A 26550-nucleotide genomic window follows, 5' to 3' on the forward strand; every position below is an offset into this window, starting at 1 on the left:
TGGAAATGTTTGCTGAGCATTTTCATTTGCAAATACCCCAAAAGTTTTTTATAGGTCAGAGCCTCACGGCTCTGGCCTTGTTTGTTGTTCCCGGAACAAAAATGCCGGACTGTGGTTTCCGGTGTTCCTTGCTCCATATCGCTTAACCCTGCTCGTCGTAACGGGAGCTGTATGTCGATACCTAGCTTGAAGTCTTATCTGTCCATTTTCGCCACCGTGCTGTTGCTCGGTCAGGCGATCCCTGCTGCGCAAGCGGCCGATCTGCCTGATTTCACCCAACTGGTCGAACAGGCTTCGCCGGCCGTGGTGAACATCAGTACCACGCAGAAACTGCCGGATCGCAAAGTTAACCAGCAGATGCCTGATCTTGAAGGCTTGCCGCCAATGCTGCGCGAGTTCTTCGAACGCGGCATGCCACCTCAGCAGCGTTCGCCGCGTGGCGATCGTCAGCGTGAAGCGCAGTCGCTGGGTTCGGGATTCATCATTTCTCCGGATGGCTACATCCTGACCAATAACCACGTGATTGCCGATGCCGATGAAATTCTCGTCCGTCTGGCTGATCGCAGCGAAATGAAAGCCAAACTGGTCGGCACCGATCCGCGTTCCGACGTGGCCCTGCTGAAAATCGAAGGGAAGGATCTGCCGGTACTCAAACTCGGCAAGTCTCAGGATTTGAAAGCTGGCCAGTGGGTGGTGGCAATCGGTTCGCCATTCGGCTTTGACCACACCGTTACTCAAGGCATCGTCAGCGCCGTTGGCCGCAGCCTGCCGAACGAAAACTACGTGCCGTTCATTCAGACCGACGTGCCGATCAACCCGGGCAACTCCGGTGGCCCGCTGTTCAACCTGAACGGTGAAGTGGTCGGGATCAACTCGCAGATCTACACCCGTTCCGGCGGCTTCATGGGTGTGTCGTTCGCGATCCCTATCGATGTGGCGATGGACGTTTCCAATCAACTGAAGAGCGGTGGCAAGGTCAGCCGCGGCTGGCTGGGTGTGGTCATCCAGGAAGTGAACAAGGATCTGGCCGAATCGTTCGGTCTGGATAAACCGGCCGGTGCGCTGGTTGCACAGATTCAGGATGACGGTCCGGCTGCCAAGGGCGGTCTGCAAGTGGGCGACGTGATCCTGAGCATGAACGGTCAACCGATCGTCATGTCTGCCGATTTGCCGCATCTGGTTGGCGCACTGAAGTCTGGCGCCAAAGCCAATCTGGAAGTGATTCGTGAAGGCAAGCGCAAAAACGTCGAGCTGACGGTAGGCGCGATCCCGGATGAAGAAAAAGAGCTGGATGCGCTGCCGAAGTCTGGTGCTGAAACCAGCAGCAACCGCCTCGGCGTTGCCGTGGCCGAGCTGACTGCTGAACAGAAGAAAACCTACGACCTCAAAGGTGGTGTGGTGATCAAGGAAGTTCAGGACGGTCCTGCTGCCCTGATCGGTCTGCAACCAGGTGATGTCATCACTCACCTGAACAACCAGGCCATCGGCTCCAGCAAGGAGTTCGCCGAGATCGCCAAGGCGCTGCCGAAGAACCGTTCGGTGTCGATGCGCGTTCTGCGTCAAGGCCGTGCGAGCTTCATCACCTTCAAACTGGCTGAATAATCCGGATTGAGCGGTAAATAAAAAACCGCCTCGAAAGAGGCGGTTTTTTTATGCCTGAAGCTTTTTCATCGCGACGAAGCGTCAGCCCATCATGTCCTTGACCATGCGCTCCTGCTCCATCAGTTCGCGCTGGCGGGCATCGATCCGCGAGGACAGCGGGAAGTTGCTGCCAGCCTTGCGCTTGGCGAAATCCAGTTGCTGGATCGCCTGACGGTAATCGCCGACCAAGGCAAAGTATTCGGCGCGCGCCTGGTGCAGGCCAATGATGTTGCCAGACAAGCCACGGGTTTCGGCAACCTGATACCAGACATCCGGATCATCCGGGCGAGTCTTGAGCAATCCCTCCAGCGCTTTTTCGGCATCGGCCGCGCGGTTCTGCTTGAGCAGAAGATCGACGCGAACCTGATTCAGTGGATAGTTGCCGGGGTATTGCGTGAGCATTCGGTCGACACGCGACTGGGCATCGGACAGGCGATTGTTGGTGATGTCCAGATCGACCTGAGCGAGGTTGTAGATGATCTCGTTCGGCGCTTTGGTCAGCAACTGTTTGAGGTTCTCCCGCGCCTCGTTCAACTGACCGCCCTTGATCTGCGCGATGGCCAGACCATAGCGGGCCACGTCGTTTTGAGGGTTCTCGTCCAGTTGCGCACGGAAACGCTTGGCGCCCAGTCCTGGTGTCTCTTCGTAGATCAACTGCACGCGGGCGCGGATCAACTGATAACGCTTGGTATCTTCGATGCCGCCGGGCCTGGCCTGTTCGGCGCGGTTGCGGGTGTCGGCGATACGCGATTCGGTCACCGGGTGAGTCAGCAGGAATTCCGGTGGTTTGGCATCGAAGCGATATTGACGCATCAAGCGCTCGAACATGGTTGGCATTGAGCGTGGGTCGTATCCGGCCTTTTCCAGGTTGAGGATGCCGATACGGTCGGCCTCCTGCTCGTTCTGGCGGGAGAACCGCCGCTGCTCCTGAAGCGCCGCTGCCTGAGTACCGGCAATGGTCGCGATCCCGGCGTCACCGCCACCGGCCGCTGCAATCACAATACCGGCTAGCAGCGCCGCCATCATCGGTACTTGCATGCGTTGCGAAGCTTCGACGCCGCGCGCAAAGTGGCGTTGCGACAAGTGAGCCAATTCGTGAGCCAGCACCGAAGCGTATTCGCCCTCGGTCTGTGCGTTGAGGAACAAGCCACCGTTGACCCCGACCACGCCACCCGGTGCCGCGAAGGCGTTGAGCTGCGGGCTGTTGATCAGGATGAACTCCAGGCGTCGGTCGCTGACCTGGCTGGTCTCCACCAGCTTGTAAACGCTGGATTCGACGTAGTCTTTGAGTTGCGGATCATTGAGCTGTGAAACCTGGCTGCGCAACATGGCCAGCCAGGCGCGACCGAGCTGGTATTCCTGTTGTGGCGAGACAATGGCAGAACTGGCGTCGCCGAGTGACGGCAGATCGTCGGCAAAGCCTGGTGAGGCGAGCAGGCAAGCGAGCGTCAGCAGGGTAGGGCGCAGAAAAGTCATGCACAAAGCCTTAGAAGACAAAGACCTTACTGTAGCCGGACACCGGGCTTGCGACCAGATATTCTAGGCTGCTCGACTGACCTGATCCGGAGTGACGCAATGACTGACGCTGTAGCCCATGACGCAGAGCTGGACGCCAGCGGCCTGAACTGTCCGTTGCCGTTGCTCAAGGCAAAAATGGAACTCAACAAGCTTGCAAGCGGCGCGGTGCTAAAGGTGATCGCCACCGATGCGGGCTCCCAGCGCGACTTTCGCACCTTTGCCAAGTTGGCCGGGCATACGCTGCTGCGCGAAGAAGACGAAGCAGGCGTCTACCGTTACTGGTTGAAAAAAGCCTGAAGGCAACAGCGTCGCGCAAGGAGCGGGTGGTGGCGCCGGTGCTTTAAAGCAAAAGATCGCAGCCTGCGGCAGATCCTACAGTTTTCGGTGTCGCCGCAAAATATGCGATCTAACATCGAAAATGTAGGAGCTGCCGCAGGCTGCGATCTTTTGATCTTCAGGCTTTATTCAGCGCTTCAGCAGCAGCCAAAACAGCATCAACATGCCCCGGCACTTTCACGCCCCGCCATTCCTGGCGCAGCACGCCGTCCTTATCAATCAGGAAAGTGCTGCGATCAACGCCCAGGTATTCCTTGCCGTAAAGCTTCTTGAGCTTGATCACGTCGAACAACTGGCAGACGGCCTCGTCCTTGTCGCTGATCAGCTCGAACGGAAATTCCTGCTTGCCCTTGAAGTTCTCGTGGGACTTCAGGCTATCGCGGGAGATGCCGAAGATTTCCGTGTTGGCAGCCTTGAACGCCGCGTACTGGTCACGAAAGCCCTGGCCCTCGGTGGTGCAGCCCGGGGTGCTGTCCTTCGGATAGAAGTAGATCACCACTTGCTTGCCCTTCAGGGCAGAAAGGCTGACGGTTTGCCCACTGGTGGCAGGTGCTTCGAAATCTGCAACCGGTTGGTCGATGACAACAGCCATGAAAACTTCCTTACATTGGGTTCTGTGGACGCCAAGGTTCGATCAGCGCATCCAGGTTCATCGCGTCAGAGAAATCCAGGAACTGATCACGCAGCCAACTGATCTGGGTGCCGGCCGGCAGGGTCACGGTGAAGGTGGCGTTGAGCATGGTGCCGCCGGTCTGTGGTGCCTGATACGTGTCGCACGTCAGGTTTTCCAGTTCGACGTTGTGATCCATGAAGAACTGGCACAGCTCATTGATGATGTCCGGACGATACGCCGAGCTGACGTAAGCCACGTATGGCAGCGCCTGCGGACGGTTCTCCAGTGGTGCGCTGCGCACCACGTTGACGGTAAAGGCGTGCTTCTTGGCAAGACCTGACAGGCTGCCTTCCAGGCGCGCGAGGGCGTCCCAGCTGCCAGAGACTTCGAGAATCAGTGCGCTGCACTCGCCATGGCGGGTCAGACGGGATGTAACCACGGCGCAGCGATTTTCATGGCTGGCGCGGCACAGGACGTTAGTCAGCTCCATGGGGTTGGCGCCGAGGGCACTGATGACAAGGAATTGTTCGCGAACTGTGGGGGTGGACATGCAGCATTCCTAAAGCGATGAGCGGTCGGTAGGTTTACGGGCGTTGATCGCCGCAGAGTGCCCGTGTGCCCATTAAGGCTGTCCGTTCAGAAAGCCCCGGCAAGCGCTCGCGGCTCGCTCCACTCAACGGGAGCGCGTCGATGCGACGCTGGAACGGGGCCTGGGAGGCCGAAAAGGGAGGCTGAAACCCGGCGTACAAGCTGATCAGTACCGATCAAAGTCTGAAGGGTAGCGAAAAGCGGCGCCAAGGGGAATGGCGGCAGCGCAGTACTTTGCTTGTGCAAGCATCTTGGCGCCAGTACCATTACCGCTCTCTTTTTCCGGCAGGAGCGGTTTCATGATTGCGGGCAGTATGGTGGCACTGGTCACTCCCATGGATGCACAAGGGCGTCTTGACTGGGACAGCCTCAGCAAACTCGTGGACTTCCACCTCAAGAACGGCACCCATGCCATTGTCGCGGTCGGTACTACCGGCGAGTCGGCAACCCTTGATGTAGAAGAACACATCGCCGTCATCAAAGCCGTGGTCAAACAGGTTGCAGGCCGTATTCCGGTCATCGCCGGCACTGGCGCCAACTCGACTCGCGAAGCCGTCGAGCTGACCCGCAACGCCAAAGAAGCCGGTGCCGATGCCTGCCTGCTGGTCGTTCCGTACTACAACAAGCCGACTCAGGAAGGCTTGTATCAGCATTTCAAACACATCGCCGAATCGGTCGACATTCCACAGATTCTCTACAACGTTCCTGGCCGCACGTCTTGCGACATGCAGGCCGAGACCGTGATTCGCCTGTCCACCGTGCCGAACATCATCGGCATCAAGGAAGCCACCGGCGACCTGGTTCGTGCCAAAGCGATCATCGATGGCGTGAGCAAGGACTTCATCGTGCTGTCCGGCGATGACCCGACCGCCGTCGAACTGATCCTGCTGGGCGGCAAGGGCAATATCTCGGTTACTGCCAACGTCGCTCCGCGCGAAATGGCTGATCTGTGCGAGGCCGCGCTCAAGGGCGACGCCGAGACCGCACGGGCCATCAACGAAAAACTGATGCCGCTGCACAAAGACCTGTTCATCGAAGCCAACCCGATTCCGGTGAAATGGGCTTTGGTTGAAATGGGCCTGATGCACGAAGGCATCCGCCTGCCACTCACCTGGCTGAGCACTCCTTGTCATGAAACGCTTCGCTCGGCCCTGCGCCAGTGCAGCGTCCTGGTTTAATTGAGGAAGTACAACGCATGAAGCGAATGGCCGGACTTTCCGCACTTGCCTTGATTATCTCCAGCACCAGTGGCTGCGGATGGGTCTGGGGGCCGGAAGGTTATTTCCGCGACCGTGGTAGCGATTACCTGCAAGCGCAACAGACTGCACCGATGCAACTGCCAGCGGATGTCAGCACATCCAAGCGTCTGGATCCGCTGTTGCCGATCCCGCGCAACGTCGCTGACGACACCGCCAAGGGCGAGTACGTGGTTCCGCGTCCTCAGCCGTTGTCGGCCGTTGCCGATGCCAGCGACTACTCGCTGCAGAAGAGTGGCGATACCCGTTGGGTCGTGGCCCAGCATCCACCGGCCGAAGTCTGGCCAGTGGCTGTGCAGTTCTTCCAGGACAACGGTTTCCGTCTGGATGAACAGCGTCCACAAACCGGCGAATTCACCACTACCTGGCAGCATTCCGACGAGCTGTCGGCAGCAATGGCCAAGCGCCTGAGCGCAGCCGGCGTCAGCACCGACAGCGAAACCCGCGTTCGTGTGCGGATCGAGCCCGGCGTGCAGCGTAACACCAGTGAAATCTACGTGGTCAGCGCCGAGCGTCCTGCCGGCAGCAGCGCCGACGTGGCCTTCACCAACCGTTCGGTCAACACGGGTCTGGACGCCGCTCTGGTCGACGACATGCTCGCGAGCATGAGCCGTATCTCCGAGAAGGGCGGTTCGGTGTCGATGTTGGCGTCCCGTGATTTCGATACCCCGAGCCGCGTCAGTCTCAACGAAGACGGCAGCGGTAACCCGGTGTTGAACGTCGGTACCGACCTTGACCGTGCCTGGTCGAGCGTTGGTCGCGCACTGGAGCAAGGCGAATGGCGCGTTGAAGACATCAACCGCAGCCTGGGCCTGTACTACATCAACCTGGCCGAAAAAGCCGAGAAGAAAGACGACAAGCCTGGTTTCTTCAGCAGCCTGTTCGGCAGCGCGCCGAGCAAGGAAGAAGTTGAAGCCCGTGCCGAGCGTTATCAGGTTCGCCTGAGCAAGGTTGGCGAGAACATTCAGGTCACCGTCGAGAAAAACATCAACACCGTTGCGCCTGCCGATGTGGCGCGCAAAGTGTTGAGCGTCATTCAGGACAACCTGGGCTGATCACATGCGTTTTGCCGTTCTCGGCAGCGGTAGCCAAGGGAACGGCACGCTGATCGCCAGTGCTGATACGTATGTGCTGGTGGATTGTGGTTTTTCCCTGCGGGAAACCGAAAAACGCCTGTTGCGCCTGGGTGTAAACCCGGCGCAACTGAGCGCGATACTCGTAACCCACGAACATGCCGACCACGTGCATGGCGTGGGTTTACTGTCTCGGCGTTACAATCTGCCGGTCTACCTCAGTCGCGGCACACTGCGCGGGATGCGCAAACCGATTGAACCCGCAGGCTTTCTGGCCGGCGGCGAGCAACTGCAGATCGGTGCACTGAACATCGGGGTCATTGCCGTGGCCCATGATGCGCAGGAACCGACCCAGTATGTATTCAGTGACATCGAGCAGCGGCGCTTCGGCCTGCTGACCGACCTGGGTTCCTACTGCGAGCGGGTGCTGGAGGGTTATCGGGATCTCGATGCGTTGATGATCGAATCCAACCATTGCCGTGACATGCTGGCCCGTGGTCACTATCCGTACTTTCTCAAGCAGCGGGTGGGCGGCGAGCTGGGACATTTGAACAACCATCAGGCGGCATTCCTGGTGTCGGAGCTGGGTTGGCAGGGGCTGCAACATCTGGTCCTGGCTCATCTGAGCAGCAAGAACAACTTGCCGCAGCTGGCCCGACAATGTTTTGTCGACACCCTTGGGTGCGACCCGGACTGGCTGCAACTGGCCGATCAAGATTCAGGGCTCGACTGGCGCCACATCGCCTAGCCCACCTACTTAGCAAGCGGAGCCCATCATGGAAAAACGTGAAGAACTCTACCGCGGCAAAGCCAAATCGGTTTACAAGACCGACGACGCTGACCGCTTGATCCTGCTGTTTCGCAACGACACTTCGGCGTTCGACGGCAAGCGTATCGAACAGCTCGACCGCAAAGGCATGGTGAACAACAAGTTCAACGCCTTCATCATGCAGAAGCTCGAAGCGGCCGGCATTCCGACCCAATTCGACAAACTGCTGGGCGACAACGAGTGCCTGGTGAAGAAGCTGGACATGATCCCGGTCGAATGCGTCGTGCGTAACTACGCTGCGGGCAGCCTGGTCAAGCGCTTGGGTGTGGAGGAGGGCATCAAGCTCAATCCGTACACCTTCGAACTGTTCTTGAAGGACGACGCCAAGGGCGACCCGTTCATCAACGAATCCCACGTTGTGGCATTCGGCTGGGGCACCGCCGAGCAACTGGTTCGCATGAAAGAACTGTCGCTCAAGGTCAACGAAGTCCTGAGCAAACTGTTCGACGACGCCGGCCTGCTGCTGGTCGACTTCAAGCTTGAATTCGGCGTATTCAGCGACGGCTCCATCGTCCTGGGCGACGAGTTCAGCCCGGACGGCTGCCGTCTGTGGGACAAGGACACCAAGAAGAAGATGGACAAAGACCGCTTCCGCCAAGGCCTCGGTGACGTTATCGAAGCCTACGAAGAAGTCGCCAATCGTCTGGGCGTACCGCTTTAATCGACGCAAGCATCTGATAGCACGCAGATTTTTTCGAAAGAGGGTTTGCTTTCGGTAAAAGTGTTGTTATGATGCGCGCCGTTGGAGAGATGCCAGAGTGGCCGAATGGGACGGATTCGAAATCCGTTGTACCTTCACCGGTACCTAGGGTTCGAATCCCTATCTCTCCGCCATACATAGAAAAGCCCCGTAGATGAAAATCTACGGGGCTTTTTCGTTTTTGGTACAGGCCATCAAGACCTGCTCCTGCATCTGCCGACGCCGTTTTATCAAACGCAGAAAAAGCCCCTCAGGACGAACCTGTGGGGCTTTGCATTTCAGCAGGGTCTACATCAGACCCTTTGGCGGTCCACTCACGGCTGCGAGTGCCCCAGCTTCAATTCGATCAGCTCATAAACTTCCTTATGCGTCGAGTTATGCAGCGACTTGTCCTTACACGCCGAGGCGAGGAGGTTTCTGACTTCCTCCTGGGCGTGTGGGTACAGGCCGGCGACGTAGTCGGTTTCATGCGGTTGGGTGCAGTTGAAGTGCTTGTCGTCTTTTGCTTTATCTCTAGCCATTGTGTAGCTCCTTTTGAATTTGAGTGATCAGGTGAAACAGGACCAAATTGCCCCATCCGCCGCAGAGCGTAGGAGAGGAAAGGAGGCCCGCCAGTCGTTCAAGCAAAAAAGGAAAGGGCTGTAGGACGGTGTCGCGCGGTGACTCTCGCGGTTAAATTTCCTTGACCGGTGTATCCCCCTGCGCACCCTTGATCAACTCGATCACGTGTAAACAATCCGCCTTGTTCACATACGACTCGCCGCTGGCGATGGTCTCGTGATTGCCTGCGCGCAGCCTCCAGCGCCATTGGCCTTTGCCTGTAGTGGGGGTGCCTCTGGATTGCCTGTAAATCTCGAAATACATTCAGTTCGCTCCATGCGATTAATACGTGCGACAGCCTGTGTGGCGCATCGACGCAAGCCTAGCGCAGGCGGTTTTTTTGGCCATCGGACATTTGTTTCCAATCGTTCACGGATGTTTCTGAAGGGCTTGAGCCAGAGCGTCTGGTGTGTTCGGTTGATCGGCTGTATGGCGTCTTTTTTCCACAGACTTTTCCGCGCACCCATGAGGTTTTTTCGTCAGTTGCTCGATCTTGAGTTGGTCATCTGGCCGGGTTTGAATCGCCTGCCGGTGGACCGACGCATCATGGCGATGGACGCCGCCCCCCAGGCCTTTCTACACTGCCTGCCAGTTTGGGGAGCAGGGGGCAATGGATGAACCGCAATGAACTACGCAAGGCCGACATCAACCTGATGGTGGTGTTCGAAACCTTGATGCTCGAACGCAACGTGACCCGCGCGGCGGAGAAGCTGTTTCTCGGCCAGCCGACCATCAGCTCGGCGCTCAATCGCTTGCGCACGATGCTCAACGATCCGTTGTTTATTCGCGTTGGCCACCGTATGGAGCCGACGGCCCGCGCCGAAGACATCTTTCGCCACCTCAAGCCTGCGCTGGATTCGCTGTCAGTGGCGCTGAGCCTGACCCGCGATTTCGATCCGGCGGTGAGCACCATGACCTTCCGCATCGGCCTGTCTGATGACGTCGAGTTCGGTCTGCTGCCGCCGCTGTTGCGCGCGCTGCGTCAGGAAGCGCCGAACGTGGTGTTCGTTGTGCAGCACGTCGATTACTGGCGGATTCCCGATTTGCTCGCTGCCGGCGACATCACCGTTGGCATCAGCCAGACCCGTGGCCTGCCGGCCAATGCCAAACGCAAACTGCTGCGGCACATTCAGCCGAGCATCCTGCGTGCCGACGCCTCCGATACACCGCTGACCCTCGATGAGTACTGCGCGCGCCCGCATGTGCTGGTGTCCCACACGGCCAACGTCAGCGGCTTCGCCGATGAGTGGCTGGCAGAACTTGGCCGTACCCGTCAGGTGGTGCTGTCGGTGCCGCAATACAGCGCGTTGCCGGCGCTGTTGGCCGGTACTGACCTGATCGCCAGCCTGCCGGATTACACCGCCGCAGCCATGGCGACCTCCGGGTTGCTGTTCAAGGAACCGTTCCCGTTCAAGACGCCGACACTGGACCTGTCGATGGTCTGGCTCAGCCACGTCGACAGCGACCCGGCCGAGCGCTGGTTGCGCTCGCGGCTTGAAGCGTTCATGAGTGAGCGCCCCCTGACCCCGGCGTGACAAAAAATCTCTGCCCTTCGTTATCGCGCGGTCACTGCGCGGTACCCCTGTAGGAGCTGCGGCACGCTGCGATCTTTTGATCTTGATATTTGAAAAGCAGAATCAAAAGATCGCAGCGTGCCGCAGCTCCTACAAGGATTTGCATTAAGCCGTCTGTGTTATATGTACGAACTTTCACCCCACTGACTGGAGCATCCCCATGCCACACCTGCACATGGAATACACCGCCAACCTGCCGCAGTTGAACGCCGACCTCGCGTTGATCCGGCTAAACAACACGTTGGTGGGTTCCGGTCAGTTCGCCGCGGAGTTCGATATCAAGAGCCGTGCGGTAAAGGTTGAAACCTTCAAGGTCGGCACGGCCATGGGCGAGCGGGCGTTTGTGCATGTGAAGCTGGCGCTGCTCAGCGGTCGTTCGGCCGAGACCAAGAAGCAGCTGTCGCAAAGTCTGCTGGCGGTGTTGCAGGAACTTTGCGAATGGCCGGCCGGCGTCGAGGTGCAGTTGTGTGTGGAGCTGTTGGATATCGACCGCGAGTCCTACAGTAAAACCGCCATCGGTGTTTAGTTAGCCTGCTTCCAGCTCGCTGCACACCTTGATCACTTGCTCGCGTAGCCACACGTTGGCGCTGTCCTGATCGGCGTTTTGGCTCCATTGCATATCGAGGGTGAATCCCGGCAGGCCATTGGGCGCCTCACAGTGATTAAACACCGCGTCGTTGGTGAGTAAACGCTGGATGCGCCGGGGCAGGGTGAGGATGAAGTCGGTGCCGGTGATCATCTTCAATGCGGCGCTGTAACTGTTCGAACGCGCGACGATCTGGCGTTTTTGTGCCTGCCGCGCCAGCCAGCCGTCGACCATATTGGTGGTGGACATCCAGGGTGTCGGGAACACATGCCGCCGCTCGGTGAACGCTTGCAGGCTCAGGCGCGGCTCCAGTGGCGTGGCGCGTTTGTCGAAGACGCAGACCAGGTCATCCTCCAGCAGCATTCGCGATTTCAGGTCAGTGTGGTGGCGGTGAAAGTTGGGGCCGAAACTGATCACCAGATCGAGGCTGCCGTCGCGCAATTCGTCGGCCGGGACGTCAGTTTCGAACTTGTGCATGTTGACCATTACCGGCAAGTCATCGAAGTCGAAACGTTTCAACAGGCGCGGCAGAATCAATTGCTCGAAGTATTCCGGGGCGCAGATGTTGAACGTGACCGCTTGCTGGGTCGGGTTGAACACCGGGGCGCCGGCGTGGCACAGGTTGATACTTTCAAGAATCTTCTGCACATGGCCGTACATGCTGCAGGCCTTGTAGGTGGGGCGCATGCCCGTGCGAGTGTTGATGAATAGCTCGTCTTCGAAACTGGTGCGCAGTTTTTTCAGGCAATAACTGACGGTGGACTGACTGACAAACAGCGTTTCCGAAACATCGGTGACGCTGCTCTGCTCGTACACGGCGACAAACACCATGAGATCCTGCATGTCGAGTTTTCGAAGCAAGTTACTGTTCAGCATCCGTACTGTCTCGCTGTGCTCCTTGCGCTGAATACGCGCAAACGTGTGCGAACGATCCTAACGGAACGATGGTGCCAGGACAAAGCCTTGTAGGACATTTCACGGACAGTTGTGGGACAGAAAGTTTTAGCAACACGACGTCATCAATCAAACCGCTGAAACATGGCCAGAAGCCTCTAGCCGATCAATGAAACTGTCGTGCGTAATGCCGGGGATCGAAACGCCGCACCATGACAAGCATGACCACCATCACTGCGGTCAGTGACCACCACGCCCATTCGAAGCTGCCCAGATGATCGCGGATCATCCCGGCCAGCAGTGGCGAGAGCCCGGCAATCAGATAGCCGATTCCCTGGACGAAGGCGGTCAGACCTCCGGCGCGCTGCGGGTTGTCGAGATGGTCGAGCGAGACGATCAGACTCATCGGAAACACACCGCCAATCCCCAGCCCCAGCAGGCACGGCCACAACAGGCTGAGGTATTGCGGGCTGAGGATCAGTCCATAGAAGCCGCCGATGATCAGCCCGAGAAGCACCGTCAGCACCACACGACGATCACGGCTGCGATTGGCGATGGCGGGCACTACCAGACCGGAAATCACCTCCATGGCGGTCAGAAAACCTAACAACAGCCCGGCGTTTTGTTCGCTCCAGCCTTTTTCGACGTAGTACGGCGCGAGCCAGGCGAGAACGCACGTGTAGGACGCTGTCCCCAGGCCGAAGAAGATCGCGAGTAACCAGGCGCGGGAATGTGTGACGAAGGATTGTTTTCTTACAACTGGCGCCGGGGCCCGAGGCGTATTCGCGCGCTGTGCCCACCAGAACAACAATGCCAGCAATGCCAGCCCTGCCCATATCGCCAGACCGACGCGCCAACTGCCCGTGCGTGACATGACCAGTGGTGCAAACGAGGCGGCGATGGCCGCGCCGCCCATGATCGAGGTCACATACAGGCCCATGCACAGCGCTACGTTGTCGGGAAAACGCGATTTGATGAACGCTGGCATCAAGGCCTGAATCAGTGCGATTCCGAACCCGGCGAGCACGGCACTGACAATCAGCTCGGCGGCCGAATCAACAAACAGGCGTGCCACGGTCGCCAGGCCAATGATGACCAGCGACATCAGTACCGTGCGTTGCTCGCCGAGGCGCTGGCTGATGCCCATTGCGAAAAACATCGCCAATCCCATGGCCATGACAGGGAGCATCGTCAGCAGCGAGGCGACGCTGAAACTCAACGCAATATCGCCACGTATCGCAGATAACAATGGTCCGATTGCCGCCATCGATGGGCGCAGGTTAAGGCCGACCAAGACGATGCCGAGCATCAGCCAGGTTGCGGGGCGCGCGGTGATGCGGACGTTTTCCATTTTCAGACCTTAAAACCGAAGGCTGACGATTAGGCGCGCACTCACCTGACTGGGGCAAACCAGAAAATCCACGACCCCACCTAAAAATCCAATAACCCCGCGATCCCCTGTAGGAGCTGCCGAAGGCTGCGATCTTTTGCAAAAAAAGATCAAAAGATCGCAGCCTTCGGCAGCTCCTACAGGAAGATCCTGCGATTCGCTGAACCAGACCTGAATCATTCGCAAATACTTCGCAAGTTTTGGCGTATAGCCATCAACCAACTATTCGTTGGCTTCTTTTTCACAAAAAATTGATGGTTGCCTGCTTAAAGTTTGTGCTGTCTGAGTCAATGAACTTTTCACAATTGGCGATGGCACTTCTCTTCAGGAATATCCCTAACCATGTTGAAGTTAAAAGCCGTGCGCCCGGAATGGGTGACGTTGTGTGCCAGTGCGTTTTTTTTAGCTGGATTCAACTTTGTGCTTTGGCAGCACCTGTTCGCGATTACCTCGGCGGATGGCAAGGGCATTGCCATGCGCGTTGCTTTCGGGGTGATGATCTTCGCGGCCTTCAACATTGTGCTGACCTTCCTGGCGTTTCGCCGAGTATTGAAACCCGTACTGACGTTGATGTTCCTGATCAGCGCCGGCGTGGCATATTTCATGAGCCAATATGGTGTGTTGATCGATGCAGGAATGTTACGTAACTTCGCTGAAACCAATGTCACCGAAGTTCGCGACTTGCTCTCTTTCAAGTTGCTCGCTTACATAGTCTTTTTGGGTGTTCTGCCGTCCTGGTTGTTGTGGAAAGTTCCGGTCGACTACCGCCGTTGGCACCGCGAGTTGTTCAGCAAGGTTATTGTGAGTTTCGCCTCAGTGGCGGTCATCGGTGGGGTGGCGCTGGCCAACTACCAGGGTTTGTCATCCTTGTTTCGCAATCACCACGAATTGCGCCTGATGCTGGTGCCGAGCAACTACATCGGCGCGGCGGCCGGCTATCTGCGTGAACAAGTCGCTTCTGCGCAGCAGCCATTCGTCAAGATCGGCGAGGACGCCCAGCGCGATGTTGCCTTGCAGAATCATCCGCGCAAATCCTTGACCGTATTGGTAGTGGGTGAAAGTGCGCGGGCGGAGAACTTTGGCATTCTGGGGTACGACCGCGACACCACGCCAACACTCGACAAGGAAGCAGGGCTGATTGCGTTTACCGATGTGCATTCCTGCGGCACGGAAACGGCAGTCTCAGTGCCGTGCATGTTCTCCAACATGGGCCGCAAGAACTACGACGCCAGTAAGGCGAAGAATGAAGAAGGTTTGCTGGACGTACTCAAGCGCGCCGGGATCGACGTGATCTGGCGCGATAATCAGTCGGGCTGCAAAGACACCTGTAATCGCGTCACTGTGCAAGACGTCAGCAACTTGAAAGACCCGACGCTGTGCGCCAACAGCGAGTGCCGCGACGAGATTCTCCTGCAAGGCCTGCAAGGTTTTATCGATCATCTGGACAAGGACACCGTGCTGGTATTGCACCAGATGGGCAGCCACGGCCCGGAGTACTTCAAGCGTTACCCGAAGGAGTACGAGCACTTCACCCCGGTCTGTGAAAGTAATGCGCTGAACAATTGCAGTCGCGAAAGTATCGTCAACGGTTACGACAACACGCTGGTGTACACCGACCATGTGCTGTCGAGTCTGATAGATGTGTTGCGCAGCAATCAGGACAAGGTCGATACCGCCATGCTGTATCTGTCTGATCACGGTGAGTCGCTGGGCGAGTACAACCTGTTCCTTCACGGCACGCCTTACATGCTGGCGCCGGAGCAGCAGAAACATGTCGCCATGCTGGCGTGGTTCTCCGACAGCTATCAGAAGTCCTACTCGGTCGATACGCATTGCCTGCAAATGAGTCGCGACAAGCCATTGAGCCAGGACAATCTGTTTCATTCGATGCTGGGCCTGCTGGAAGTGCACAGCTCGGTGTATCAGCAGGATCTGGACATGTTCGCGGGCTGCCGTGGCGCGGTGATCGACGGGGTGTTGGCCAAAGAGTGAGCCAGCAGACTCACCCTGTAAGACTATTCTTCCTTCAGGCGGGAGATTTCATCAAGCTCTTGTCCAGTTGAGGCGCGGAAAACGCCAGTGGCGATATATACTGCGCGCCATTCTTCAAGGGAGAGCCGTGTGGCCATCGATATTCACTGGATTCGCGACAACGAAAGCCTCGCGCAATTTTGCGCCGAGTGGCAGCAGCTGCCTTTCGTGGCCATCGACACCGAATTCATGCGGGTCGACACCTTCTACCCGATTGCCGGCCTGTTACAGGTTGGCGACGGCAAACGCGCCTACCTGATTGACCCGCTGAGCATCAATGCCTGGCAACCACTGGCCGCACTGCTGGAAAACCCGGCGGTGCTCAAAGTCCTGCACGCCTGCAGTGAAGACCTCGAAGTCCTGTTACGCCTGACAGGCAGCCTGCCAGCGCCGATGTTCGACACGCAATTGGCCGCCGCTTATCTGAATCTCGGGTTCTCGATGGGTTATTCGCGGCTCGTGCAGTCAGTGCTCGGTATCGAACTGCCGAAGGGCGAGACTCGCTCCGACTGGTTGCAGCGTCCGTTGTCCGACACGCAAATCAGCTACGCCGCCGAAGATGCCGTGCATCTGGCGGAGGTTTTCGTACAGTTGCGCCCGAAACTGTCTGACGACAAGTTCGCCTGGGTACTGGAGGACGGCGCCGAACTGGTCGCCAACCTGCGTCGCGAAACCGATCCGTACGAGGTTTACCGTGACGCCAAACTGGCGTGGAAACTGTCCCGTGCGCAGTTGGCCGTGCTGCGCGAACTGTGCGCCTGGCGCGAACGCGAGGCCCGTGCCCGCGACCTGCCGCGCAACCGTATCGTGCGTGAGCATTCGCTATGGCCGCTGGCCCGCACGCAACCGGATTCCCTTGGTGCGCTGGGCAAGATCGAAGACATGCACCCGCGTACCGTGCGTCAGGACGGCGAATTTCTGCTTGATCTGATCAAGCGCTCTGGCAGTGTGGGCCCTGATCAGTGGCCTCCGGCTGTTCCGGAGCCGTTGCCGATCGAAGCGGCTGCGCTGATCAAGCAACTGCGCGCCCTCGGTCAGGCCGAAGCTGAGCGCCTGGATATCGCCCCGGAACTGATGCTGCGCAAGAAAACCCTCGAAGCCCTGGTCAAAAGCGGCTACCCCGAGGGTCCTTACCAATTGCCTGAGTCGCTGCGTGGCTGGCGCCGCGAACTCATGGGCCAGAAGCTGCTCGACAGCCTGGCCACCGCCGGAGAACAGCCTTGAAACGTATTTGCTCCATTTACCAAAGCTCGAAACGCAGCGGCATGTACCTTTATGTGCTCAAGAGCGATGAGCTTGAGCGTGTGCCGGAAGCCCTGATGCTGGCGTTCGGCAAGCCGAAACACTCGTTCAATCTGGTGCTGTCGCCCGAGCGCAAACTGGCTAGCGAAGACATCGTCGTGGTGCTGGAAAACCTCGACAAGCAGGGCTATCACCTGCAAATGCCACCCGCCGAGGACGAGTACATCGAGCACTTGCCCGAAGAGTTGTTGCGCCGCAACGACCCAATGTGATCGGCGAGGCCCTGTCCTGGGCCTCGTTAACCCTGGAACTGTTTTTAACGCGATGGCCGCGATGAATGTGGTGGCCATCTGCACGATTTGCGAAAGGTTTGAAGATGCGCGTTCTGATTGCTGAACACGACCACGCGATATACGCCCGGCTGCTGCAACAGGCAGCGCCGGAGCTCGAAGTGCTGACCAGTGGCGACTCCGCTGAACTGGCTCAACTGGCTGCCGACTGCCCGGTGTGGCTGGGACAGCCGGATTTGCTCGCGACCTTGTTGCGCCAAGGGCATCAACCGCAATGGCTGCAATCGACCTGGGCCGGCATCACACCGCTGCTCGCCGACGGCCTCTGCCGGGATTATCGCTTGACCCGCGCGGTGGGGATTTTTGGCCAGGTGATGGCTGAATACGTGCTGACCTACATGCTCGGCCACGAACGCGAAGTGCTGGCACGGCTGGTCAGCCAGGTCGAGCGTAAATGGGACAACCGCACCGGTCAGAGTCTGGTCGGGCGCAAAGTGCTGATCGTCGGCACCGGCGACATCGGCCAGAGCGTGGCGCAGTTTCTGCTGCCGTTCGGCGTTGAGCTGTACGGCATCGCCAGTAGTGCCCGCGAGCAGGCGCCGTTTGTCGAGGTCGGCTCAATGGCGGATCTGCCGCGACTGGTGGGCGAAGTGGATTACGTGGTCAACCTGCTGCCCAATACCGAACACACCCACGATATCTACGACGCGGCGCTGTTCAAGCAATTCAAGCCGACCGGGTTGTTCATCAATGTCGGGCGTGGCGTGGCAGTGGTCGATGCGGATCTGGTGGAGGCCCTGAAGGAAGGTCATCTGGCGGGCGCGGTGATCGACGTCTGCCGTCAGGAGCCACTGCCGCAACGTCACCCGTTCTGGACAGCGTGGGGCTTGCTGCTCACCGGCCACAGCTCGGCACCGACTTCGCCGGCGTTGATGGTGCAGTTGTTCGTCGACAATTTGAAGGCGTATCAGGCAGGTGAAGCGTTGCGTGGTGAAGTGGATTTCACCCGCGGCTACTGAGTTGACATCAAAAGATCGCAGCCTGCGGCAGCTCCTACAGGGGAATATGTGCACTGTAGGAGCTGCCGCAGGCTGCGATCTTTTGCTTTTAGAGGGTGAAATCGCCTTCAGCCGCCATTTCACTCAGCGGGCGACGCGGGCTCGGCTCTTCGCGCGCTTGCAGGTAATCCGCGAGGGTTGCCTTGTCACCCAGTTTGCCAACGGCAACCGCCGCGTGCAGCGCGTAACCTTCAGGAATGTTCAGCTCCTTGCGGGTCAGTTCCTGATCGAAGCCAGCCATGCCGTGGGTGTGCCAGCCGCTGATGCTCGCTTGCAGCGCCAGATGGCCCCACGCCGAACCCGTGTCGAAGGTGTGCCACAGCGCCGGAGTTTCTTCAGTGGCGCCCGGAGCGGTGAAGGTGCTCTTCGAAATCACGATCACCAGTGCCGAAGCGTGCTGCGCCCAGCTACGGTTGAACTCATTCAGCAGGCCCAGATAACGTTCCCAGTTCGGCGTGTCGCGGCGCGCATAGAGAAAGCGCCACGGCTGCGAGTTGTAAGCCGAAGGCGCCCAGCGCGCGGCTTCGAAGAAACTCAGCAGGGTTTCTTTCGGGATCGCTTCGCCGGTGAAGGCGCGAGGCGACCAGCGATCGGTGAACTGTGGGTGAATGGCGTAATCGGCAACGCGAGTGTTGGCACTCATCAAGAGATTCCTTGCGACGTTTGAGTAAGAAATTCGAATGAAAACCCGGCGGGATCAGTTGCGCTGAACGATGGGGTTTCCCGAGCCATGGCAGTTCACCGGGATGCAACGCGGTCGAGCATTAATGGCTCCCGGGCAAGGCTCCTGCGACTGGCAAAGCTACGCGCTGCCACAAAAACTGACAAGTGCAGTGCAACCGGCAGTCGCCAGCGCTTGGCCCGCAGGGCCTTGGGCACTAGACTGGCGCCTTTTCACCACCTGATGTTGATGCTTGAGCCATGGCCGCCAAAGTCGAACCGTTCTGGATACGCAAAACCCTCGATCAACTGGATCCGGAGGAGTGGGAATCGCTGTGCGACGGCTGTGGTCTGTGCTGCCTGCAAAAACTTGAGGATGAGGAAGACAACAGCGTTTATTACACGCGCATCGCCTGCAAACTGCTGGACCTGAAAACCTGCCAGTGCAGCGATTATCCGAACCGCATCAAGTTTGTCCCGGACTGCATCCAGCTAACTCCCGGCCAGGCTGAAGAGTTCAAATGGCTGCCGCCGACCTGCGGTTATCGACTGGTCAGCGAAGGCAAGGATCTGCCGTTATGGCATCACCTGGTGTGCGGCGACCGAGATGCGGTGCACCACGAAAGGATTTCCCAGTCCGGACGCATGCTCGCCGAAGGCAGCGTGGCGGAGGATGACTGGGAAGATCATCTGATTTTCCGCGCGGGCTAACGGGCAAGCGTTTTCAATAACGCGTTGCTCCAGTCATAACGCCATCGCTGGCAAGCCAGCTCCCACAGGTTTATCTGAATGCCACAGATCCTGTGAACACTCCAAAACCCTGTGGGAGCTGGCTTGCCAGCGATGAGGCCGTGAGCCTCATCAACGACTCTGGATCAAACCCCGGCTTTCGGCGATTTCACCGAATCATTACCAGTAACAGTTGCAGTGCTGGTCGCGGCCTCGGCATTGGCCTTCAGCTTGCTCAGCTCTTCACCGGCGCGCTCGATCTTGGCCCGCACGTTGTTCATGTCCTGACGGCTTTTCTCGAACAGACTTTTCACCGAACTGTGCCCGGTAATGCCGCGGGCCATGGCCACACCGCCAATCGCCACCTGAATCAACCCGAACACACCGCCACGGCGCAAGCCCTTGCCGACCATCACTACGCCGCCGGCCAGTGAGCCAATGCGCTCCCAGCCCTGAACATTCTGGTCGGACGAGGACTGAAACGGGGTGGATTCGATACGCTCGACGCGTTTGAGCTCGGTCATGATCTTTCTCCAGGCAATGAATAATGGTTAAACAAGCTGACTGCCGGAGCGGTCAGCTTGTTCCATCGGATGTGCGACGCTTCAGCGGAATTTTGGCCCGGAGCGGGTGTTCAGGCCCTTGGCCATGCGGTCGTAGAGCACAACGTTGACTGTTGCGGCGAGGTTCATACAGCCGGTGGTCGGGATGTACACGACGTCTTCGCACCAGTCGCGAATCTCTTTGTCCAGCGAGCCGTCTTCGGGGCCGAAGATATACAGCGCGCGATCCGGGTGAGTGTATTCCGGCAGCGGGCGGGCGCCTTCGACCAGTTCAACGGCAACCGGCACGCAGTTGAGCGGGAGGATCTTTTTCAGATCATCGATGCCGATCAGCGGGATGTCGTAATGCACGCGTTTGGTGTCGGTGACGAAATCGGCGGCGCGTTCATAGCGCTTGCCGGTATAGAACACCGACGCCACGCCGTAACAGCCTGCGGCGCGCATCACCGAACCGACGTTCTCAGGTGATTTGGGGTTGTACAAACCAATGCAGCTGTAACGTTTGTCTGCCACGAGCGGGGAGCCTTCGGGAAAAAGAGGGCGATTATACGGGGATAAGATCTAAAGATCGCAGCCTTCGGCAGCTCCTACAGTTGGATGGCGTACACCCTGTAGGAGCTGCCGAAGGCTGCGATCTTTTGCTTTAATCTTCTTTCTTCATCAACCCGGCCAGCGCGGCAAACGGGTTATGCGTCGCCTTGGCGATTTTCGGCGTGCTCAGCGAGCCCTCGCTGAAGTATTGCTGGTCGGTATAACGCGAGTGCTCGTTGTCGTGGCAATACAAGCACAGCAACTCCCAGTTCGAGCCGTCCTGCGGGTTGTTGTCGTGGTTGTGGTCGCGGTGGTGCACGGTCAGTTCGCTCAGGCGCTTGCCGGAAAACTCACGGGTGCAGCGGCCACACACGTGCGGGTACATCTTCAGGGCCTTGTCGCGGTAGCCCATTTCCTTGTCGCGCTGGTTGTCGGCGAGGATGCGATCGAGCTTCGACGTGTTGGTGGGGGTGGACGAACTCATGGGTTCACCTTTGTAGAAGACTAAAGACGGTTATGTTCGCAGTTTAGCTCAGCCCTTGAGCTTCTCGGCAATCCAGATGGTGTGGCGCGTGCCTTTGTTGCCGTGGGCGAAGACCTGCACTTCTTCGGCCTTGAAACCGGCCTTCTTCAACTTGTCGGAAAACTGCCGATCGGCGCTGGCCGACCATACGGCAAGTACGCCTTTGGGGCGCAAGGCCTTGGCGCAGGCGTTCAGTCCGGCGGCGGAGTACAACCAACTGTTGGCCTTCTGGGTCAGGCCTTCAGGGCCGTTGTCGACGTCGAGCATGATCGCGTCGAAACCGTTCGGCTCGCTTTGCAGCACATTGGCAACGTCTTCCTGGCGGATCACCGTGCGCGGATCGAGCAGCGGGCGGCCGGATTTTTCTCCGAGCGGGCCACGGTTCCACTCGACCACGCCCGGGACCAGTTCAGCGACCACGACTTCGGCGGTTTTGCCCAGATGCTTGAGCGCAGAGGCGAGGGTGAAACCCATGCCCAGGCCACCGATCAGCACCCGCGAATCCGGACGCCCGGCGACCTTGCGGCAAGGGATCTCGGCCAAGGCATCTTCAGAGCCGTGCATGCGCGTGTTCATCAATTGCCCGCCGTCGCCGCCCTGGATCTTGATGACAAAATCCTCGCCATACTCGAACAGGCACAGGGCACCGCCGCTTTCAGGGATCGGGGTGGTGTCGAGCAGAACAAAACGTTTCATGGAAATCTCTACAAGGGGGAAGGCAAGCAGGCCCGTTGGGAGTAGCCTGAGCGCAGACTAAGGCCAAACGGAGCCCTTGATGAAGCGCACCATTCTAACGGTCATTGCCCTGGCCGCGCTCGCGATTACTGCGGCGCAGGCGCAGCAGGCCATTCCGATCAGCCCGGCGCCGCAACCCGGCTCGCCCGGCACCGCAACGCCAACGCCATACCCGCAGATCACACCGATCAACATTCCCAAATCGGGAGCCGGCAGTGGCAGCCCACCGCTGGTGCCGATTGAAATGCCCAGCCCGCCGATCAAGGATCAACCGGTGCCAGGCATCGAGCCGACCGGCACCAAAGCGAAAACCCCGGGCGGTTAAATCTGCTGCGCCGCCAGTTGGCCATCGGCCATGCGCAGGCGTTTGGACAGCGAGACGGCGAGGGCGCGGATGATCTTGGCGGCGATCTTCGGTGCGTCGTTGAGCATTTTTTCCAGCGAATCCTTGCCCAGGTTGAGCAACTGACAATTGCTCGCCGCGATGCACGTCGCCGAGCGTCGCTCGCCATCGAGCACGGCCATTTCACCGAATGCCCGGCCGCTGCGTAGCGTGGCCATGGTAATGACCTGGCCGTCGGGCCCGGTTTTTTGCACGGCGACCTGGCCGGTGTGAAGAATGCACATGAAGCTGCCGGCATCGCCTTCGCGGAAAATCGCCTCGCCCTCAGCCACGGTACTGATGCTGAAGTAGCCGGATGCTGCGGCAAAGTCCGCCAGCGCCAATTGATCGAACAGGCCGCAGTCCATCAGCCAGTCGCGGATTTCGTTGTTCAGTAAGGTTGGTTCTGACATGTCATTACTGTCTTTATTGTTTTCTCGGTTTCAGGCGCTATATAAACCCTGTAGGAGCTGCCGCAGGCTGCGATCTTTTGATCTTGCCTGTTAAAAAACAAGATCGAGAGATCGCAGCCTTCGGCAGCTCCTACATTGGATTTGTGGTGTATCGGCCCTTTGGGTCTTGAGTTAAGACCCAAGTGACCGATGGAGTTCCTCAGGCAAGCCCCAGAACCTTGAAAACAAATGCATATTCGAGGGCTACGTCACGTAATCCCTGATATCGCCCGCTCATCCCGCCATGCCCAGCGCCCAATTCGGTCTTGAGCAGGAGAACGTTGTCGTCGGTTTTTGTCGCCCGCAGCCTGGCCACCCACTTGGCCGCTTCCCAGTACTGCACGCGGCTGTCGTTGTAGCCGGCGATGACCAGCGTTGCGGGATAATCCTGCGCGCTGACGTTTTCGTACGGCGCATAGGCCTTGATCCGCTCATAGACGTCCAGGTCTTCGGGATTGCCCCACTCGTCGTATTCAGTGACGGTCAGCGGCAGCTCCGGGTCGAGCATTGTGTTGAGTACGTCGACGAAAGGCACTTCGGCAATCGCCACACCAAACAGATCCGGCCGCTGGTTAAGCACCGCGCCAATCAGCAAACCGCCGGCGCTGCCACCGCTGATCGCCAGCTGCGGCGCAGTGGTGATGCCGTTGAGGATCAAGAACTCGGCGCAGGCGATGAAGTCGCTGAAGGTGTTGTGTTTGTGTTCCTGCTTGCCGGCGCGATACCAGGCTTCGCCCAGCTCACCGCCGCCGCGCACGTGGGCGATGGCGAAGGCCATGCCGCGATCGAGCAGGCTCAAACGGGCATGGGAGAACCACGGGTCGAGGCTCGAACCGTAAGCGCCGTACCCGTAGAGGTACAGCGGCACCGGTTTGCCGACCATTTCACGCTTCATCACCAGACTGATCGGCACTTGCGTGCCGTCCGGCGCGGTCGCCCAAAGGCGTTGGCTGACATAGGCGTCGGCGTCGAACGGGCCGAGCACCGGGGTTTCCTTGAGGACGGTTTGCTCGCCCGTCGCCAGAGTCAGTTGGCGTACCTGAGCGGGGCGATTCAAGGCCTCGTAGCGCAGACGAATGCGATCGCTTTCAAATTCCAGACTGTTTTGCACGTAGAGGCTGTAGGCCGCGTCCGGCAATTGCACGCGATAAGGCGTCAGGCCATGTGGGTGAACTTCAATGATCGGCAAGCCACCTTCGCGCAGGCTCAGGGTCATGGCTTCGGTGTTGAGGGTCACGCCGTCGAGCATCACCGTGTCGCTGTGCGCGATCAGGTTCTGCCAGTCGGCCTCGCTCGGCGCGACACCCGTATCCGGCGCTTGATACAGCGAGAAGTTGATGCCGTCGCGGTTGGTGCGGATGAACCACGTCCACGCGCCATCGAGCATGCCGTGATCGACATCGTATTCATGGTCTTCGACCCGCGGCGCCAGACAAGTGAACGGCAGGTGCGGCTGATTGGCGTCCAGCGCCCAGACTTCGCTGGTGGTCTTGCTGCCCAGCGACAGCAGCAATTGCTGCTCGGAGCTTGAGCGGTAGCAGTGCAGGAAAAAACGCCCGTCCGGTTCGTGGAAAACCTCTTCGGCCGCGGTGCCGTCGAGGCGATAGCGGAACAGTTTGTACGGGCGATGAGTGTCGTCGAGGGCGCCGAAAAACAGCGTCAGGCTGTCGTTGGCCCACGTCATGCTGCCATCGCAGTCTTCGAATTCCAGTTCGCTGACCTTGTCGTTGGACAGTTCCTTGACGAACAGGGTGTAAATTTCATCGCCCGAGGCATCGACGCTGTAGGCCAGACGCTGGTGATCGGGGCTGATGCTGAACGCCCCCAGCGAAAAGAAACCGCCATTGGCCAGCGCGTTCGGGTCGAGCAGCAGCTGTTCGCGGCTTTCGTCGAGCGTCAGGCTGTCGTCCGCCGGGCGCGGGCAACGGTAATGCCGAGCGTATTCATCGCCCGCCGTGGTGCGCGTGTAATAAAGGTACGGCCCCCACGGCGAGGGCAGGGACAAATCGGTTTCCAGGATGCGGCCCTTGATCTCTTCGAACAGGGTTTCGCGCAGCTCGGCCTGATCGGCGGTTTGCGCTTCCTGATAGGCGTTTTCAGCCTTGAGGTAATCAAGCACCGCGTCGGTGTCGCGTTCCTGCAGCCAGGCATACGGGTCGGCACCGGCCGCCTTGCGGGCAATCGGGGCACTGATGACGTTGGCGGATTGGGGCATGGAAGGCTCTCGGACAATGTACGGAATTAGGGTTTTCGCCACTCTGGATCGCGCCGCTGACCTTGTGGGAGCCAGCCTGCTGGCGATGCCGGACTGCCAGACAACATCAATGTTGAATGTACCAGCCTCATCGCCAGCAGGCTGGCTCCCACAGGGGATGCGGCTGGCCGTCTGGCATTGTGACAAGCCTGGCGGGCGAAAAGTCGTTACTATAAGCGCCTCTTTGCCTGCCTTGCCATGGACACCATGACCGAGAACGACTATCTGATCGCCTGGGGCCTCTACGGCTTTGCCGCTGTAGGCTGCCTGTTGGTATGGATGCGCCTGACCCGCTGGATGTGGCGCTGGTTGCGCGAACCACTTCGTGTACTGATGGCAGTGTTGCTGTTCAGCCCGACTGTCGTTGATCCGGTGAAGGAAATGGTCGCCCCGGCCATCGCCATCACTGCGCTGGATCTGGCGTTCAAGGTGGGCAACAACGCGTGGCGGGCGGTCTCCGATCTGTTCATGTACGGCATGATCGCCTTCGGCATCTACCTGATTTACGTGCTGATCCGCTTGCCGATCGAGCGCGCGTCCAGAGCTCGCCGCGAACAGGCTGAAGCTGCCAAAGCCGCAGCCCGCGCCGATGATCGTGACGATGATCAACCCTTCGGCGCCGCCGGAGACGACCGCTACGGCCGCCCGCCGGTACCGAACAATCCGCAGCGCATGCGGGTCGAGCCGCGTCTGTAATCCCGAGAGTCCGCACATGTGTGAATTACTGGGCATGAGTGCCAACGTGCCGACCGATATCGTCTTCAGCTTCACCGGGCTGATGCAGCGCGGCGGGCGCACCGGCCCGCACCGCGACGGTTGGGGCATTGCGTTCTATGAAGGCCGTGGCCTGCGGCTGTTCCAGGACCCGGCGGCGAGTTGCGAGTCGGAAGTTGCCAATCTGGTCCAGCGCTATCCGATCAAGAGCGAAGTGGTCATTGGCCACATCCGTCAGGCCAATGTCGGCAAGGTCTGCCTGTCCAACACTCACCCGTTCGTCCGCGAACTGTGGGGACGCAACTGGTGCTTCGCGCACAACGGCCAACTCGCCGACTTCACCCCGATCAAAAGTTTCTACCGCCCGGTTGGCGATACCGACAGCGAAGCGGCGTTCTGCGATTTGCTCAACCGCGTGCGTGCAGCATTTCCCGAACCGGTCGATATAGAAGTGCTGTTGCCGGATCTGGTCGCTGCGTGTGCTGAATACCGCAGCAAAGGCGTATTCAACTGCATGCTCAGCGACGGCGACTGGCTGTTCTGCTATTGCACGACCAAACTGGCACAGATCACCCGGCGCGCACCGTTCGGTCCGGCGCGGCTCAAGGATGTCGACGTGATCGTCGATTTTCAGGCCGAAACCACACCCAACGATGTGGTGACGGTCATTGCGACTGAACCGTTGACCGAAAACGAAACCTGGACCCGCTACGAACCGGGCCAATGGAGCCTGTGGCGACGCGGCGAATGCGTCAGCCAAGGCAAGACCGAATAAGGATTTGCACCCC

General features: G+C 58.9%; 30 protein-coding genes and 1 tRNA gene. 17 read left to right on the forward strand and 14 right to left on the reverse strand.

The window, feature by feature from the left end; translation table 11 throughout:
* Positions 1-171 precede the first annotated feature (171 nt).
* On the forward strand, positions 172-1602 hold the full coding sequence (locus tag ACA061_RS06595; protein ID WP_042558069.1) for a DegQ family serine endoprotease: 1431 nt from the start codon (positions 172-174) through the stop codon (positions 1600-1602).
* Between the two features lie 81 nt (positions 1603-1683).
* Here ACA061_RS06595 and ACA061_RS06600 read toward each other — a convergent pair whose 3' ends face one another.
* Positions 1684-3117: a M48 family metalloprotease gene (locus ACA061_RS06600; RefSeq protein ID WP_497300894.1), complete on the reverse strand. Its 1434-nt coding sequence runs from the start codon at positions 3115-3117 to the stop codon at positions 1684-1686.
* A 99-nt stretch (positions 3118-3216) separates the two neighbouring features.
* Between ACA061_RS06600 and ACA061_RS06605 the strand changes: the two genes are divergently transcribed.
* Positions 3217-3456, forward strand: a complete 240-nt coding sequence (locus tag ACA061_RS06605; RefSeq protein WP_150603040.1) for a sulfurtransferase TusA family protein — start codon at positions 3217-3219, stop codon at positions 3454-3456.
* 157 nt (positions 3457-3613) lie between these two features.
* Here the strand turns inward: ACA061_RS06605 and ACA061_RS06610 are convergent, their stop codons facing one another.
* Both ACA061_RS06610 and ACA061_RS06615 read right to left on the reverse strand, forming a co-directional pair.
* The gene (locus ACA061_RS06610; protein WP_210700939.1) at positions 3614-4087 is read right to left on the reverse strand and encodes a peroxiredoxin; all 474 of its coding nucleotides are present in this window, start codon (positions 4085-4087) and stop codon (positions 3614-3616) included.
* A gap of 10 nt (positions 4088-4097) precedes the next feature.
* Positions 4098-4658, reverse strand: coding sequence for a glycine cleavage system transcriptional repressor (locus tag ACA061_RS06615; RefSeq protein ID WP_150603039.1), 561 nt, complete (start codon positions 4656-4658; stop codon positions 4098-4100).
* A 337-nt stretch (positions 4659-4995) separates the two neighbouring features.
* Between ACA061_RS06615 and dapA the strand changes: the two genes are divergently transcribed.
* From dapA to ACA061_RS06640, 5 genes are all read left to right on the forward strand, one after another.
* Positions 4996-5874: a 4-hydroxy-tetrahydrodipicolinate synthase gene (gene dapA / locus ACA061_RS06620; protein WP_042558075.1), complete on the forward strand. Its 879-nt coding sequence runs from the start codon at positions 4996-4998 to the stop codon at positions 5872-5874.
* Positions 5875-5891: 17 nt separating this feature from the next.
* Positions 5892-7007 (forward strand): NlpB/DapX family lipoprotein, encoded by a 1116-nt coding sequence (bamC, locus tag ACA061_RS06625; RefSeq protein ID WP_047300077.1) that lies wholly within the window; start codon positions 5892-5894, stop codon positions 7005-7007.
* Between the two features lie 4 nt (positions 7008-7011).
* A complete protein-coding gene (locus ACA061_RS06630; RefSeq protein WP_042558077.1) occupies positions 7012-7773 on the forward strand; it encodes an MBL fold metallo-hydrolase in 762 nt (253 codons plus the stop codon).
* A gap of 28 nt (positions 7774-7801) precedes the next feature.
* The gene (gene purC / locus ACA061_RS06635) at positions 7802-8515 is read left to right on the forward strand and encodes a phosphoribosylaminoimidazolesuccinocarboxamide synthase (protein WP_042558078.1); all 714 of its coding nucleotides are present in this window, start codon (positions 7802-7804) and stop codon (positions 8513-8515) included.
* Positions 8516-8598: 83 nt separating this feature from the next.
* Positions 8599-8688: transfer RNA gene (locus ACA061_RS06640), tRNA-Ser, on the forward strand.
* A gap of 180 nt (positions 8689-8868) precedes the next feature.
* On the opposite strand, the gene ACA061_RS06645 is transcribed toward ACA061_RS06640, so the two are convergent.
* Both ACA061_RS06645 and ACA061_RS06650 read right to left on the reverse strand, forming a co-directional pair.
* Complete coding sequence (locus tag ACA061_RS06645; RefSeq protein ID WP_150617662.1) at positions 8869-9075, reverse strand: hypothetical protein; 207 nt, start codon at positions 9073-9075, stop codon at positions 8869-8871.
* Positions 9076-9226: 151 nt separating this feature from the next.
* Positions 9227-9418 carry a YegP family protein gene (locus tag ACA061_RS06650; protein ID WP_150617663.1) on the reverse strand — a complete coding sequence of 64 codons (192 nt, stop codon included), beginning with the start codon at positions 9416-9418 and terminating at the stop codon, positions 9227-9229.
* A 350-nt stretch (positions 9419-9768) separates the two neighbouring features.
* Between ACA061_RS06650 and ACA061_RS06655 the strand changes: the two genes are divergently transcribed.
* Positions 9769-10689 (forward strand): LysR substrate-binding domain-containing protein, encoded by a 921-nt coding sequence (locus ACA061_RS06655; RefSeq protein ID WP_150603036.1) that lies wholly within the window; start codon positions 9769-9771, stop codon positions 10687-10689.
* A 199-nt stretch (positions 10690-10888) separates the two neighbouring features.
* The gene (locus tag ACA061_RS06660; RefSeq protein WP_150603035.1) at positions 10889-11254 is read left to right on the forward strand and encodes a 5-carboxymethyl-2-hydroxymuconate Delta-isomerase; all 366 of its coding nucleotides are present in this window, start codon (positions 10889-10891) and stop codon (positions 11252-11254) included.
* On the opposite strand, the gene ACA061_RS06665 is transcribed toward ACA061_RS06660, so the two are convergent.
* Both ACA061_RS06665 and ACA061_RS06670 read right to left on the reverse strand, forming a co-directional pair.
* Positions 11255-12190, reverse strand: a complete 936-nt coding sequence (locus ACA061_RS06665; RefSeq protein WP_497300899.1) for a LysR family transcriptional regulator — start codon at positions 12188-12190, stop codon at positions 11255-11257.
* 184 nt (positions 12191-12374) lie between these two features.
* Complete coding sequence (locus ACA061_RS06670; protein WP_497300901.1) at positions 12375-13559, reverse strand: cyanate transporter; 1185 nt, start codon at positions 13557-13559, stop codon at positions 12375-12377.
* 381 nt (positions 13560-13940) lie between these two features.
* On the opposite strand from ACA061_RS06670, the gene ACA061_RS06675 reads away from it, so the two are divergent.
* From ACA061_RS06675 to ACA061_RS06690, 4 genes are all read left to right on the forward strand, one after another.
* Entirely contained in the window at positions 13941-15590 is a 1650-nt protein-coding gene (locus ACA061_RS06675) for a phosphoethanolamine transferase (RefSeq protein ID WP_210700899.1), read from the forward strand.
* A gap of 129 nt (positions 15591-15719) precedes the next feature.
* The gene (gene rnd, locus ACA061_RS06680) at positions 15720-16853 is read left to right on the forward strand and encodes a ribonuclease D (RefSeq protein WP_150603031.1); all 1134 of its coding nucleotides are present in this window, start codon (positions 15720-15722) and stop codon (positions 16851-16853) included.
* The gene (locus ACA061_RS06685) at positions 16850-17143 is read left to right on the forward strand and encodes a YcgL domain-containing protein (protein WP_042558092.1); all 294 of its coding nucleotides are present in this window, start codon (positions 16850-16852) and stop codon (positions 17141-17143) included. The genes rnd and ACA061_RS06685 overlap by 4 nt, the downstream gene beginning before the upstream one ends.
* Positions 17144-17247: 104 nt before the next feature.
* A complete protein-coding gene (locus ACA061_RS06690) occupies positions 17248-18180 on the forward strand; it encodes a D-2-hydroxyacid dehydrogenase (RefSeq protein WP_150603030.1) in 933 nt (310 codons plus the stop codon).
* An 88-nt stretch (positions 18181-18268) separates the two neighbouring features.
* On the opposite strand, the gene ACA061_RS06695 is transcribed toward ACA061_RS06690, so the two are convergent.
* Positions 18269-18862 (reverse strand): nitroreductase family protein, encoded by a 594-nt coding sequence (locus tag ACA061_RS06695; RefSeq protein WP_497300904.1) that lies wholly within the window; start codon positions 18860-18862, stop codon positions 18269-18271.
* A gap of 278 nt (positions 18863-19140) precedes the next feature.
* Here ACA061_RS06695 and ACA061_RS06700 point away from each other — a divergent pair, with 278 nt between their 5' ends.
* A complete protein-coding gene (locus ACA061_RS06700) occupies positions 19141-19590 on the forward strand; it encodes a YcgN family cysteine cluster protein (RefSeq protein WP_150617670.1) in 450 nt (149 codons plus the stop codon).
* Positions 19591-19754: 164 nt separating this feature from the next.
* Here the strand turns inward: ACA061_RS06700 and ACA061_RS06705 are convergent, their stop codons facing one another.
* From ACA061_RS06705 to ACA061_RS06720, 4 genes are all read right to left on the reverse strand, one after another.
* Positions 19755-20132, reverse strand: a complete 378-nt coding sequence (locus ACA061_RS06705) for a YgaP family membrane protein (RefSeq protein WP_150617671.1) — start codon at positions 20130-20132, stop codon at positions 19755-19757.
* Positions 20133-20213: 81 nt separating this feature from the next.
* Entirely contained in the window at positions 20214-20684 is a 471-nt protein-coding gene (locus ACA061_RS06710; protein ID WP_007911337.1) for an RNA methyltransferase, read from the reverse strand.
* Between the two features lie 130 nt (positions 20685-20814).
* Positions 20815-21186, reverse strand: a complete 372-nt coding sequence (locus tag ACA061_RS06715; protein WP_007911336.1) for a YajD family HNH nuclease — start codon at positions 21184-21186, stop codon at positions 20815-20817.
* A gap of 48 nt (positions 21187-21234) precedes the next feature.
* Positions 21235-21921 (reverse strand): spermidine synthase, encoded by a 687-nt coding sequence (locus ACA061_RS06720; protein ID WP_042558095.1) that lies wholly within the window; start codon positions 21919-21921, stop codon positions 21235-21237.
* A 79-nt stretch (positions 21922-22000) separates the two neighbouring features.
* Here ACA061_RS06720 and ACA061_RS06725 point away from each other — a divergent pair, with 79 nt between their 5' ends.
* On the forward strand, positions 22001-22285 hold the full coding sequence (locus ACA061_RS06725; protein WP_210553749.1) for a hypothetical protein: 285 nt from the start codon (positions 22001-22003) through the stop codon (positions 22283-22285).
* Here ACA061_RS06725 and ACA061_RS06730 read toward each other — a convergent pair.
* Together ACA061_RS06730 and ACA061_RS06735 are read right to left on the reverse strand one after the other, a co-directional pair.
* Entirely contained in the window at positions 22282-22755 is a 474-nt protein-coding gene (locus ACA061_RS06730; RefSeq protein WP_150603026.1) for a cyclic nucleotide-binding domain-containing protein, read from the reverse strand. The genes ACA061_RS06725 and ACA061_RS06730 overlap by 4 nt on opposite strands.
* A gap of 199 nt (positions 22756-22954) precedes the next feature.
* Complete coding sequence (locus ACA061_RS06735; protein ID WP_497300907.1) at positions 22955-25009, reverse strand: S9 family peptidase; 2055 nt, start codon at positions 25007-25009, stop codon at positions 22955-22957.
* A 237-nt stretch (positions 25010-25246) separates the two neighbouring features.
* On the opposite strand from ACA061_RS06735, the gene ACA061_RS06740 reads away from it, so the two are divergent.
* A complete protein-coding gene (locus tag ACA061_RS06740; RefSeq protein WP_210700895.1) occupies positions 25247-25744 on the forward strand; it encodes an MFS transporter in 498 nt (165 codons plus the stop codon).
* Between the two features lie 16 nt (positions 25745-25760).
* Positions 25761-26537, forward strand: coding sequence for a class II glutamine amidotransferase (locus tag ACA061_RS06745; RefSeq protein ID WP_042558101.1), 777 nt, complete (start codon positions 25761-25763; stop codon positions 26535-26537).
* The last annotated feature ends 13 nt before the right edge of the window (positions 26538-26550 follow it).

The organism is Pseudomonas sp. LBUM1668, assembly GCF_059695715.1.